This is a genomic window from Enterobacter sp. HK-058-C-ECC (assembly GCF_047531125.1).
Lineage (GTDB): Bacteria > Pseudomonadota > Gammaproteobacteria > Enterobacterales > Enterobacteriaceae > Enterobacter > Enterobacter quasiroggenkampii.
This window is the reverse complement of record NZ_JBLKCH010000009.1, coordinates 117,154-130,519: the sequence shown is the minus strand read 5'-3', so window position 1 is coordinate 130,519 and position 13,366 is coordinate 117,154. Positions and strand designations below refer to the sequence as shown.

Below are 13,366 nucleotides of genomic sequence, written 5' to 3'. Positions count from 1 at the left end.
AAATGAATATTTTTATCCTTTCTGATAAGTGAATGCGTTGGGAGGAAAGATATATATTCATTTAACGGCATGAATGCCGTAATTGGTTTGTTATAAATAGATTAAACGTTAAGGATTAACGAATGAAAAAAGTATGGCTTGCAACTGTTCTGTCTCTTTGTGTCTCTTCTGCATTTGCAGCTGACCCGAGCGCCGTTTTGAAGTTAAAAGGTACGTTAACTAATGCGTCCTGTACCCCAACGCTGAGCGGCGGCGGCACCATTGACTACGGCACCGTCAATCTGGGCTCGCTGAGCGCCACCGCAGTTAACCAACTGGGACAAAAAGATTTCTCCCTGACGATTACCTGCCAGGCGCCTATCAAAGTGGGCTTTAGCGTGAATGATGACCGTAGCGGCACGGCGGCGAATGTGGTCGTTAAAAACGGTACCGTAGCCGGTGTTGACGTCCTCCAGCCAGTAAACCTGTTTGGCGTGAATACCACGGCAGGCAATGTGAAGATTGGCAACTACAGTATGTTTGTTAAAACCGACAGCGTAACGGCAGATGGTAAAGCAGTAGGGGCGACCTACAGCTCTGATAATGGGTCGTCCTGGTCTAACGTAGGTTCGCTGATGCAGAACAACGCCAGTGAAATTGTGACTGTCGCAACCACCGGAGAAACTGCGCCACTGGCCTTTACTCAGGCCGTTGTGCCAATGGCTATTTCACTTGCGATTCAGGACACCACGACGTTGGCAATTACTGATGATACCAGCATTGATGGGCAGGCAACTTTCACGCTGAAATATCTGTAATTTATTTTTTAATTACGCTTTATTTAGCAAAGGGAATAAACCGGAAGGTTTATTCCCTTTTTTTCTTACACTTCCAGGTAATTCAGTATCCCGTCAGCCGCCTTGCGGCCTTCGGCAATCGCCGTCACCACCAGGTCGGAACCGCGAACGATATCGCCACCGGCGAAGATTTTCGGGTTGCTGGTCTGGAACGCGTTATCGCTACCTTCTGGCGCAATAATACGACCCTGTGAATCCAGCTCAACGCTGTGCTTCGCCAGCCATTCCATGCTGTGAGGACGGAAACCGAACGCCATCACCACGGCGTCGGCCGGAATGACATGTTCAGAACCGGCCACGATCTCGGCGCGACGACGGCCTTTCGCATCCGGTGCGCCCATCTCGGTACGCGCCATCTTCACGCCGCTCACTTTGCCGTTGGCATTCACTTCAATACCCAGAGGCTGGATGTTGAACTGGAACTCCACGCCCTCTTCACGCGCGTTTTTCACTTCGCGCTTGGAGCCCGGCATGTTCTCTTCGTCACGACGGTAGGCGCAGATTACGTGTGCCGCATTCTGACGAATGGAGGTACGCACGCAGTCCATCGCGGTATCACCGCCGCCCAGCACCACCACGCGTTTGCCTTCCATGCTGACGAAAGGCTCATCGGCGGTTTCGCCGTAGCCCATGATCTGCTTGGTGTTGGCAATCAGGAACGGCAGCGCGTCGTACACGCCCGGCGCGTCTTCGTTCTCCAGACCGCCGCGCATGGACTGATAGGTGCCCACGCCCAGGAACACGGCGTCGTAATCCTTCAGCAGGTCGTCGAGCTGCACGTCGCGGCCCACTTCCACGTTCAGTTTGAACTCAATGCCCATGCCGGTGAAGATTTCGCGGCGACGGGTCATGACCTCTTTTTCCAGCTTGAATGCCGGGATACCGAAGGTGAGCAGGCCGCCGATCTCCGGATGACGGTCAAAGACCACCGCCTTCACGCCGTTGCGGGTCAGCACGTCCGCACAGGCCAGGCCCGCCGGACCCGCGCCGATGATCGCCACGCGCTTGTCGGTTTGCTTCACGCCGGTCATGTCCGGACGCCAGCCCATCTCAAACGCTTTATCGTTGATGTAGCGCTCGATGTTGCCGATGGTCACCGCGCCGAACTCGTCATTCAGCGTACAGGAACCTTCGCACAGACGGTCCTGAGGACACACGCGGCCGCACACTTCCGGCAGGGTGTTGGTCTGGTGAGAGAGCTCGGCGGCTTCAAAAATACGTCCCTCGTTGGCCAGCTTCAGCCAGTTCGGGATGTAGTTGTGTACCGGACATTTCCATTCGCAGTAAGGGTTACCGCAGGACAGGCAGCGGTCTGCCTGTGCTTTGGCCTGGCCTTCTGAAAACGGCTCGTAGATTTCAACAAATTCAATTTTACGGATCTTCAGCGGTTTCTTTGGCGGATCAACACGCTGCAGGTCGATAAACTGGTATACGTTCTGGCTCATCTGAATTCCTTACTGCGCCTGCACGCGCAGCTCTGCTGCGCTACGACTACGGTGACCCAACAGTGCTTTAACATCGCTGGACTTCGGCTTAACCAGCGCGAATTTCGCAGAGAACGCTGGCCAGTTCGCCAGGATCTCTTCGCCGCGCGAAGAACCGGTATGCTGCACGTGTTCGGTAATCAAACCGCGCAGGTGTTCTTCGTGGATAGCCAGCGTGTCAACGTCCAGCACTTCCACCAGCTCCGGGTTCACGCGTTTGCGGAACTCACCGTCTTCATCCAGGACGTAGGCAAAACCACCCGTCATGCCTGCGCCGAAGTTCACGCCGGTTTTACCCAGAACGCAAACAATCCCGCCCGTCATGTATTCACAACCGTTATCGCCAATGCCTTCCACCACGGTGATGGCACCGGAGTTACGCACCGCAAAACGCTCGCCCGCACGACCTGCTGCGAACAGACGACCGCCGGTCGCGCCGTACAGGCAGGTGTTACCGATAATGCTGGCTTCATGGCTGCGGAAGGCTGAGCCGACCGGAGGACGCACCGCCAGCAGACCACCCGCCATGCCTTTGCCGACGTAGTCGTTGGCATCGCCGGTCAGATACAGCTCAACGCCGCCTGCGTTCCACACGCCGAAGCTCTGACCCGCGGTACCGCTGAAGTGCGCGGTAATAGGATCGGCCGCCAGCCCCTGGTCACCGTGCGTCTGCGCGATGTAACCGGAGAGGGAGGCACCCACGGAACGGTCGGTGTTGCGGATATCAAACCAGAACGTTTTGCTCTGCTTGTCGTCCACATACGGCTTCGCCTGCTGCAACAGCTGCGCGTTCAGCACGCCGTTATCGAACGGCGGGTTGTTCTCGGTGCAGTAGACCGCTTTGCCAGGATGCGGCTGCGAGGTTTCCAGCAGCTTGCTCAACTCCAGCTTCTGCTGCTTGGCGGTGAAGCCTTCCAGCTCTTTCAGCAGGTCGGTACGGCCAATCAGGTCCACCAGACGCTTCACGCCCAGCTGCGCCATCAGCTCGCGGGTTTCGCGGGCGATGAACTCAAAGTAGTTGGTCACTTTGAACGGCAGGCCGTGATAGTGGTTCTTACGCAGCTTCTCGTCCTGGGTTGCAACGCCGGTTGCGCAGTTGTTCAGGTGGCAAATACGCAGGTATTTACAGCCCAGCGCGACCATTGGACCGGTACCGAAACCGAAGCTTTCCGCACCGAGGATCGCCGCCTTGATGATGTCGAGGCCAGTTTTCAGACCGCCATCCACCTGCAGGCGGATCTTATGACGCAGACCGTTAGCCACCAGCGCCTGCTGGGTTTCCACCAGGCCAAGCTCCCACGGACAGCCTGCATATTTCACGGAGGAGAGCGGGCTTGCACCGGTACCACCGTCATAACCGGCGATGGTGATAAGGTCCGCATAGGCCTTCGCCACGCCGGTCGCGATAGTGCCGACGCCCGGTTCGGAAACCAGCTTCACGGAGATCATCGCCTTCGGGTTGACCTGCTTCAGGTCGAAAATCAGCTGCGCCAGATCCTCGATAGAGTAGATATCGTGGTGCGGTGGCGGGGAGATCAGCGTCACGCCCGGTACCGAGTAGCGCAGTTTGGCGATGTACGGCGTGACTTTATCACCCGGTAACTGACCGCCTTCGCCCGGTTTCGCACCCTGAGCGACCTTAATCTGAATCACGTCGGCGTTGACCAGGTACGCTGGCGTCACGCCAAAGCGGCCGGATGCCACCTGCTTGATACGGGACACCTTGTTGGTGCCGTAACGGGCCGGATCTTCACCGCCTTCGCCGGAGTTAGAGTTGCCGCCGATGCTGTTCATGGCTTCCGCCAGCGCTTCGTGGGCTTCCGGGCTCAGGGCGCCGATGGACATCGCCGCGGTATCGAAGCGTTTAAACAGTTCGGATGCCGGCTCAACGTCGTCAATGCTGACCGCTTCATCACCCGGATTCAGGGCAATGAGATCGCGCAGCGTTGCCGCCGGACGGTTGTTCACCAGCTCAGCGTACTGCTGATAATCACGGTATTCGCCGCTCTGAACCGCCTGCTGCAGCGTGCGCACCACGTCCGGGTTGTAGGCGTGGTATTCGCCGCCGTGAACGTATTTCAGCAGACCGCCCTGATCCAGCGGCTTACGTGCCAGCCAGGCGCGTTTGGACAGGTTCACCAGATCCTGCTGGAAGTCAGCAAAACCGGCGCCGCCGATGCGGCTGACCACGCCCTGGAAGCAGAGGTTGGCGACCTCGTCATGCAGGCCGACCGCTTCAAACAGCTTCGAGCAGCGGTAGGAGGCAATGGTCGAGATGCCCATTTTGGACATGATCTTGTACAGACCTTTGTTGATACCGTTACGGTAGTTCAGCATCACCGCGCGATAATCTTTGTCGATCGCGCGGGTATCCACCAGACGGGCCAGCGTTTCGTAGGCCAGATACGGATAGATCGCCGTCGCGCCAAAGCCCAGCAGCACGGCAAAGTGGTGCGGATCGCGCGCGCTGGCGGTTTCAACAATAATGTTGGCGTCGCAGCGCAGGCTTTTATCGACCAGACGCGTCTGGATAGCGCCTACCGCCATCGGGGCCGGTACCGGCAGACGGTTTTTCGCGATGTTGCGGTCGGACAATACCAGCAGCACGGTACCGTTACGCACCATCTGTTCGGCTTTGTCACACAGCGCATTCACCGTCTCTTCGAGGCTCGCCTCGTTCACGTCGAAGGTAATGTCGAGCGTGTCGGCGCGGTAGTGCTCCTCTTTCATGGTGGTGAGCTGTTTGAAATCGGAGTACAGCAGGATCGGCGATTTAAAGGTCAGACGGTGCGCCTGGCCTTCGGCCTCGCAGAAGACGTTCATCTCGCGACCGATGCTGGTGGCCAGCGACATCACATGTGCTTCACGCAGCGGATCGATTGGCGGGTTAGTCACCTGCGCGAACTGCTGACGGAAGTAGTCATAGATGATGCGCGGCTGGCTGGAGAGCACGGCAAACGGGGTATCGTCACCCATCGAGCCGACCGCTTCCTGGCCGTTTTCACCGAGCACGCGGATGACGGAGTCCAGCTCTTCCGCGCTGTAGTTAAATTGCTTCTGGTAGCTGGCGAGGGTGTCATCGTCCAGCTCGCGGCTGCCCACTTCTTCGTCCGACAGATCTTCAAACGGCACCAGACGACGCACGTTTTTCTCCATCCACTCTTTGTACGGGTGGCGGCTCTTCAGATCGTTGTCGGTTTCGGCAGAGTGCAGGATGCGCCCACCGCGGGTGTCGATCACCATCAGCTCGCCCGGACCGACGCGGCCTTTCTCAACCACTTCGTCTGGCTGGTAATCCCAGATGCCGACTTCAGAGGCACAGGTGATGAGCTTGTCTTTGGTGATGACGTAGCGCGCCGGACGCAGACCGTTACGGTCCAGGTTACAGGCGGCAAAACGACCGTCGGACATGACGATGCCCGCGGGACCATCCCACGGCTCCATGTGCATGGAGTTAAAGTCGAAGAACGCGCGCAGCTCAGGATCCATATCCGGGTTGTTCTGCCAGGCCGGCGGCACGAGCAGACGCATAGCACGCACGATATCCATCCCGCCTGCCAGCAGCAGTTCCAGCATGTTATCCATCGAGCTGGAGTCCGAGCCGGTTTCGTTCACGAACGGCGCGGCATCGTGCAGATCGGGGATCAGCGGCGTCTGGAATTTATAGGTACGGGCGCGGGCCCACTGGCGGTTACCAGTGATGGTGTTGATCTCGCCGTTGTGCGCCAGGTAGCGGAACGGCTGAGCCAGCGGCCAGCGTGGTACGGTGTTGGTGGAGAAGCGCTGGTGGAACAGGCAAATGGCCGATTCCAGACGCAGGTCCGCCAGGTCCAGGTAGAAGCGCGGCAGGTCAGCCGGCATACACAGACCTTTATAGATGTTCACCAGGTTAGAGAGGCTACAGACGTAGAACTCTTTATCGTCCTGAAGACGTTTTTCAATGCGGCGACGGGCAATAAACAGACGGCGTTCCATATCACGCGGACGCCAGCCCGCAGGCGCGTTGACGAAAATCTGTTCAATACGAGGCAGCGAGGAGAGGGCGATTTCACCGAGCACCCCTTCGTTGGTTGGCACATCGCGCCAGCCGACAATCGACAGGGTTTCACGCTGAAGTTCTTCTTCGACGATGCGGCGTGAGGCGGCAGCCTTTTCAGGATCCTGATTCAGGAACAGCATGCCGACAGCGTAGTTTTTGGCTAAACGCCAGCCGCGCTCTTCCGCCACGATGCGGAAGAAACGATCCGGTTTTTGCAGCAGCAGGCCGCAACCGTCGCCGGTTTTACCATCGGCAAGGATGGCGCCACGGTGCTGCATACGGGCCAGTGCGTGAATAGCAGTACGCACTACCTTGTGGCTAGGTTCGCCTTCTATGTGGGCGATCAGGCCGAAACCACAGTTATCCTTCTCAAGGGATTTATCGTACAACATATCAGTGAACCTCCCCAGGCTCGTCGGGCTTCCCACTGAACTTTACCGTGGCGCACAGGCACAGAAAGAGCATGGCGACGGGGTTTGCGTTTCATACGCGGACCTCGCATTCGCCCTCTTTTTCATCCTTTCGCGCAGGTAAACAAGTTTGAGGACTTGCTTCAGAGGGAATCTCAATTACTGCATAAATATGATGAGCAGGCCGCTCATCCAGAAAGCTTCCAGCGGATTTCCAACTTATCGGGAATTGGTACACAGGTCAAATGGCAATCTTATTTATACAAAAATGTGCTAAAGAGAGATTATCTGTTTGTATTTAAAGGTTATTTAACTAATTTTACATTGATTGAATGCCCTGAAAGAGCGCAGCGGAGTGTGATCTGACTCACTATATGAAAGCGGTATTATCAATGTAGCGTGCTGAATAGCGGTTTTATAGCAGAACAAAAATCTGGCATTGTCTCCAAACCCGCATAAACACACTGTTTTTCAGTGCTGGCGCTATAAATGAAAAAAACAATCAGAACATAAGGAAAAGTAATCACGCACGGCGTGAATGAAACTGCAGTAATCCTGAGTATTTATTCATATAGATAAAGGCCGTCCAGGGCGATTGATCCAGGTCATCGCCGACAGAGGCTAAAAATGGCAGGCTTGTCCCCTTTCTCCGGGACGGTCTATCAGATTATGCAGTTACAGAAATTAGTCAATATGTTTGGTGGGGATCTTTTGCAGCGGTACGGGCAAAAGGTTCATAAGCTGACGCTGCACGGCGGGTTTAGCTGCCCGAATCGCGACGGCACCATCGGGCGCGGCGGCTGCACCTTCTGTAACGTCGCGTCGTTTGCCGATGAGGAGCAGCAGCACCATTCTATCGCTGAGCAGCTTGCCCACCAGGCCAGCCTGGTGAACCGCGCGAAGCAGTATCTGGCCTATTTTCAGGCTTATACCAGCACGTGGGCGGAGGTGCAGGTATTGCGTTCGATGTATCAGCAGGCCGTCAGCCAGGCCAGTATCGTTGGGCTGTGCGTGGGAACGCGCCCGGACTGCGTACCGGACGCGGTGCTGGACCTGCTCAGCGAGTACAAAGATCAAGGCTACGAGATCTGGCTGGAGCTGGGCTTGCAAACGGCACATGACAAAACGCTGCACCGTATTAACCGTGGGCATGATTTTGCCTGCTACCAACGCACCACGCGGCTGGCCCGCGAGCGCGGGCTGAAGGTCTGTTCGCACCTGATTGTTGGGTTACCCGGCGAAGGTCAACAGCATGGCCTTGAAACGCTGAAAAGGGTCGTTGAAACCGGCGTGGACGGCATCAAGCTGCATCCGCTGCATATCGTGAAGGGCAGCATTATGGCGAAAGCCTGGGAGGCCGGGCGGTTAAGCGGTATCGAGCTTGAGGACTATACGGTGACGGCGGGGGAGATGATTCGCCACACGCCACCGGAGATTGTCTACCACCGCATCTCGGCCAGCGCCCGCCGCCCAACGCTTCTGGCACCGCTGTGGTGTGAGAACCGCTGGACGGGGATGGTGGAAATAGACCGCTACCTGCAGGAGAACGGCGTACAGGGTTCGGCGCTGGGCCGCCCGTGGGTTCCCCGTTTACCTGCGACGGCCGCCTAACAAACTCCCCAGCATGCCGCGCACGATCTGATTGGTGACCTGTCGGGCTGCGCTTTTCGCCATGGTCTGCACTACGCCATCGCGCTTGCCGCCGCGCGGCCCGGTGCTGCCGAACAGAATGTCTTTGAGCCCACCGAGAATGCCGTCATCCACGGCGACTGATTGCCCTTTAGCGGCAGGTGCATCCTGCGATTCCGTTGTCGCCTGGACCCCTTTTTGCAGCATTTCGAACGCGGACTCGCGATCCACCTCGTCTTCATATTTCCCGTAAACCGGAGAGTGGTTAATCAGGCCGTTGCGCTCATCGTCGGTCACCGGCCCCATGCGCGAGCAAGGTGCAATGACCATGGCGCGTTCCACTACGGACGGGCTGCCCTTCGCATCGAGGAACGAGATCAGCGCTTCACCGGTGCCTAACGCCTGAATCGCCGCTTCGGTATCAAAGGCAGGATTGGCGCGCATAGTTTGCGCGGCGGCTTTCACCGCTTTCTGATCTTTCGGCGTAAAGGCGCGCAGGGCATGCTGCACGCGGTTGCCGAGCTGCCCGAGCACGTTGTCGGGGATATCCGACGGGTTTTGCGAGACAAACCAGACGCCGACGCCTTTGGAGCGGATCAGGCGAATAACCTGTTCGATCTTATCCAGCAGGACCTGAGGTGCATCGTTAAACAGCAGATGCGCTTCGTCAAAGAAGAAGACCAGCTTCGGTTTTTCCAGATCGCCTGCTTCAGGTAATTGTTCATAGAGTTCGGAGAGCATCCACAGCAGGCTGGCGGCGTAAAGTTTCGGCATCTGGTAGAGCTTCTCTGAGCTCAGGATGTTAATAATGCCTTTGCCACTGCTGTCGGTGCGCATCCAGTCTTTGATATCCAGCATGGGTTCACCAAAGAAATGTTCAGCGCCCTGTTGCTCAAGCGTCAGTAGCCCACGCTGAATAGCGCCCACCGAGGCGCTGCTGATGTTGCCGTACTGGTTCTGGAAGGATTTGGCGTTATCGCCGATGTACTGCGTAATGGCGCGCAGATCTTTGAAATCAAGCAGCAGTAGCCCCTGGTCATCGGCAATGCGGAAGATAATATTCAGCACGCCGGACTGCACGTCGTTGAGGTTAAGCAGACGGGCCAGCAGCAGCGGGCCAAGATCGGAGACGGTGGCGCGTACCGGGTGGCCTTTTTCACCGAAGATGTCCCACACCACCACCGGGTTACCGTGCGGCGTCCAGTCCGTGATGCCAATATTTTTCAGCCGTTCGAGCAGTTTTTCAGAGGCCGTGCCTTCCTGAGCCACACCGGTTAAATCGCCTTTTACGTCAGCCATAAAGACCGGTACGCCAATCTCCGAAAGCGACTCCGCCAGCTTTTGCAGGGTGACGGTTTTCCCCGTCCCGGTCGCGCCGGTGATCAGACCGTGGCGGTTCGCCATCGCGGGCAGTAAATAGAGCTCTTTTTCCAGCGTCCGGGCAATTAACAATGGTGTACTCATGATGCGCTTCCTCTCTTAGTCCTGGGTGGAGTATAGGCAACCTGATAGCAATTTGGTTGAGTAAATTCCTGACTTTGCGGCGCATTATCCAGCGCGGGCTATGCTTTTGCATACGGTTCACAAAATAGTGGGAAACTATGTCCAGATTCTTCTTTAACGATCGCAAACAGCTGGTCAACGATGCCATTGAAGGCATACTGCTTTCTGCGTCACATGCCAATCTCGTCAAGCTTGATATCGATCCGGCCATCAGGATCGTCGCACGCGGCGACTGGGACAAAAGCCGCGTGGCGGTGATCTCCGGCGGCGGCTCAGGCCACGAACCCGCACACGCCGGGTTTGTCGGCAAAGGGATGCTGACGGCGGCAGTGTGCGGCGATCTGTTTGCCTCGCCGAGCGTGGATGCGGTGCTGAATGCCATTGTCGCGGTCACGGGCGATCGCGGCTGTCTGCTGATCGTCAAAAACTACACCGGCGACCGCCTGAACTTTGGCCTGGCGGCCGAGAAGGCCAAACGCTACGGCCTGAAGGTGGAGATGGTGATTGTGGCAGACGATATCGCGCTGCCGGATAACAAGCAGCCGCGCGGTATTGCCGGTACGGCACTGGTGCACAAGATTGCGGGCTACGCGGCGGAGCAGGGGAAATCGCTGAGCGAGGTGCGGGATATTGCGCAACTGGCCTGCGATAACCTCTGGAGCCTGGGCGTGGCGATGCAAACCTGCAACCTGCCGGGCAGCGACGATGAAGAGGGGCGGATTAAACAAGGCCATGTCGAGCTGGGCCTGGGCATTCACGGCGAGCCCGGGGCTTCCGTGGTAGATACGCAAAACAGCAAAGCCATTATCGACACCCTGGTGACGCCGTTAAGCGCGCAGGCGGGTGAGGGGCGTTTTGCGGTGCTGATTAACAATCTTGGCGGCGTATCGGCGCTGGAGATGGCGCTGCTGACCAAAGAGCTGGCGCATTCGGCGCTGAAAGAGAGTATCGCGTACCTGATTGGCCCTGCGCCGCTGGTCAGCGCGCTGGATATGAAAGGCTTTTCTCTGACGCTGCTGAAGCTCAACGATTTCTTCGAAAAGGCGATTCACGCCGACGTCGAGACGCTGGGCTGGCAGAAGCCCGTCGCGTTTGCGCCACTGCGTACCGTGGCGCATAGCGCCATTCATGACCGTGTGGAGTATACCCCCTCTGACAATACGCAGGTGCGTGCGTTTGTCTCCTCCGTGTCGACAACGCTGATCCAGCTGGAAAACCGCCTGAACGCGCTGGATGCCAAGGTGGGGGATGGCGATACCGGCTCTACCTTTGCGCAAGGGGCGCGGGATATTGCGCAGCGCCTGGAGGAGAACACGCTCCCGCTTAATGACGTGTCTAAGCTGCTACTGCTGGTTGGCGAGCGGCTGGCTACGGTGATGGGCGGGTCGAGCGGGGTGCTGATGTCGATCTTCTTCACCGCGGCCGGGCAAAAGCTTCACGATGGTCGGACGCTCCCGGAGGCCTTGCTCAGTGGACTTGCGCAGATGAAGCAGTACGGCGGAGCGGATCTTGGCGATCGCACGCTGATCGATGCGCTGCAACCGGCGCTGGAAGCGTTACAGAAAGGCAATATTCAGGCGGCAGCGCAGGCCGCGCAGCAGGGCGCAGAAGCAACGTCGAAAATGGCGAAAGCCGGCGCGGGACGCTCGTCGTATGTCAATAAAGAGAACCTGGATGGGGTGATGGATCCGGGAGCGGTCGCGGTAGCGGAAGTATTTAACGTATTGGCGCAGCAGTGAAAGTAGGCCGGGTAAGGCGAAGCCATTACCCGGCACTGTCGCATCAGAAATCTGCTTTCAACACCACGCGGTAACGGGCTTTGCCGTCGCGCACGTGCTGGATCGCTTCGTTGATTTTCGACATCGGATACAGTTCGGTGGTCGGCGCCACTTTGGTGCGTCCGGCGAATTTCATCAGTTTGCGCAACTCGTACGGCGTACCGGTTGCAGAACCGGAGATGCTGCGATCCCCACCGATCAGGGTAAAGGCCGGAACCGGCAGCGGCTTCATCACCGCACCCACGGTGTGGAAGTTACCGCCGTAGGCCAGCGCTTCAAAGTACGGCTGCCAGTCGAGATCGACGTTAACGGTGTTGATGATCAGGTCAAACTGGCCCGCCAGCGCGTTAAGCGCTTGCGGATCGCGGCTGTTCACCACTTTATCCGCCCCCATCGCCAGCACTTCTTTCTCTTTCGCCGGGTTCGAGCTGAACGCCGTGACTTCACAGCCCATCGCGTGCAGCAGCTTAATGGCAATATGCCCCAGTCCGCCGATACCGATGACGCCGACGCGGCTGGTGGCGGTGATATGGTGCATCAGCAGCGGTTTGAAGACGGTGATACCACCACACAGCAGCGGACCGGCGGATTCGATATCAATGCTTTCCGGCAGCGGGATAACCCATTGCCAGTCGGCGCGCAGTTTATCGGCAAAACCGCCTTTGTTCAGAATGGTGGGAACGGCGCCTTCGAGGCAGTTGATCTGATTGCCGCTGATACAGGCATCGCAGTGACCACAGCTGCGCGCAGTCCAGCCAATGCCTACGCGCTGGCCCACTTTCAGCCCTTTGTCCTGCGCGGCGCTACCGAGCGCCACGACGCGGCCAATGACTTCGTGTCCGGCAACCAGCGGATAGCTGGAGAAGCCCCATTCGTTGTCGATCATCGAGAGATCCGAGTGGCAGATCCCGCAGTAATCAACCTGTACTTCGACGTCTTCTGCTTTTAGTTCGCCCGCATCGTACTCGTACAGCTCAAGTTCTGCACCCGCCTGCGGTGCGGCGTAGCTTTTTATCTTCGACATCGTGTTTCCCCCGTTGTGGTGTGAACTGAGAGTGTAGAGCATTCAGTTTACAGCCGCTTAACAGAAGAGGGCAGGAACGAAAGTTACAGACTTTTCAGCATCCTGACTTCGCAATCAACGTGGCCGGTACAGCCCAGCGGCGCATCGATATGCTCAAAGCCCAGATGTTCATACAGGCCGATGGCCTCTTTGAGGAAGGCGGTCGTTTCCAGGTAGCAGCGGGTAAAGCCCTGCTTGCGCGCGTGGTCCAGCGCCATCAGCGCCAGCTTTTTGGCCAGTCCTTGTCCGCGTGCCGTTGGCAGGAAATACATTTTTTGCAGTTCGCAGATATCCGGCTCGCTGCAGCTGAGAGGCGCCACGCCGCCGCCGCCGACTACCTGGCCGTTCTGCTCGATTACCCAGTAGGCATGTCCTGGCTGGCTGTAAAGCTGAAAAAGCGCGTCCAGATTCGGGTCGGCAACCGTGTAGCCTTTGTCAGCCGTCAGGCCATATTCGGCAGAAACGGTGCGAATAACGGCGGCGATAGCTGGGTTATCCTGCTCAGTGATCCGACGCATCGTCGTCGCGACGGGGGTAATCACGCTCATAGCATTACTCATTACAAAAATTGACACATAACTGCTGTTAATAGCACCGCAGAAAGGGGAGTGCAAGCGAGGAGTT

Annotated in this window: 8 protein-coding genes; 3 read left to right on the top strand and 5 right to left on the bottom strand. The window is 57.5% G+C overall.

Features of this window, described 5'->3' with window-relative positions:
- Positions 1 to 122: 122 nt before the first annotated feature.
- On the top strand, positions 123 to 797 hold the full coding sequence (locus tag ACMWJS_RS17400) for a DUF1120 domain-containing protein (RefSeq protein ID WP_262809152.1): 675 nt from the start codon (positions 123 to 125) through the stop codon (positions 795 to 797).
- Positions 798 to 862: 65 nt separating this feature from the next.
- On the opposite strand, the gene gltD is transcribed toward ACMWJS_RS17400, so the two are convergent.
- Both gltD and gltB read right to left on the bottom strand, forming a co-directional pair.
- Positions 863 to 2,281 (bottom strand): glutamate synthase subunit GltD, encoded by a 1,419-nt coding sequence (gene gltD, locus ACMWJS_RS17395; RefSeq protein ID WP_014833470.1) that lies wholly within the window; start codon positions 2,279 to 2,281, stop codon positions 863 to 865.
- Between the two features lie 9 nt (positions 2,282 to 2,290).
- A complete protein-coding gene (gene gltB / locus ACMWJS_RS17390) occupies positions 2,291 to 6,751 on the bottom strand; it encodes a glutamate synthase large subunit (protein ID WP_414747354.1) in 4,461 nt (1,486 codons plus the stop codon).
- Positions 6,752 to 7,438: 687 nt separating this feature from the next.
- Here gltB and ACMWJS_RS17385 point away from each other — a divergent pair.
- Positions 7,439 to 8,380 (top strand): TIGR01212 family radical SAM protein, encoded by a 942-nt coding sequence (locus tag ACMWJS_RS17385; RefSeq protein WP_414747360.1) that lies wholly within the window; start codon positions 7,439 to 7,441, stop codon positions 8,378 to 8,380.
- On the opposite strand, the gene ACMWJS_RS17380 is transcribed toward ACMWJS_RS17385, so the two are convergent.
- Positions 8,360 to 9,862 carry a helicase HerA-like C-terminal domain-containing protein gene (locus ACMWJS_RS17380; protein ID WP_008502820.1) on the bottom strand — a complete coding sequence of 501 codons (1,503 nt, stop codon included), beginning with the start codon at positions 9,860 to 9,862 and terminating at the stop codon, positions 8,360 to 8,362. The genes ACMWJS_RS17385 and ACMWJS_RS17380 overlap by 21 nt on opposite strands.
- A 137-nt stretch (positions 9,863 to 9,999) precedes the next feature.
- Here ACMWJS_RS17380 and ACMWJS_RS17375 point away from each other — a divergent pair, with 137 nt between their 5' ends.
- The gene (locus ACMWJS_RS17375; RefSeq protein WP_414747353.1) at positions 10,000 to 11,640 is read left to right on the top strand and encodes a dihydroxyacetone kinase subunit DhaK; all 1,641 of its coding nucleotides are present in this window, start codon (positions 10,000 to 10,002) and stop codon (positions 11,638 to 11,640) included.
- Positions 11,641 to 11,683: 43 nt separating this feature from the next.
- On the opposite strand, the gene ahr is transcribed toward ACMWJS_RS17375, so the two are convergent.
- Together ahr and ACMWJS_RS17365 are read right to left on the bottom strand one after the other, a co-directional pair.
- Positions 11,684 to 12,703: an NADPH-dependent aldehyde reductase Ahr gene (gene ahr, locus ACMWJS_RS17370; protein WP_045403564.1), complete on the bottom strand. Its 1,020-nt coding sequence runs from the start codon at positions 12,701 to 12,703 to the stop codon at positions 11,684 to 11,686.
- Positions 12,704 to 12,786: 83 nt separating this feature from the next.
- Positions 12,787 to 13,290 (bottom strand): GNAT family N-acetyltransferase, encoded by a 504-nt coding sequence (locus ACMWJS_RS17365; protein ID WP_111967955.1) that lies wholly within the window; start codon positions 13,288 to 13,290, stop codon positions 12,787 to 12,789.
- Between the last annotated feature and the right edge of the window lie 76 nt (positions 13,291 to 13,366).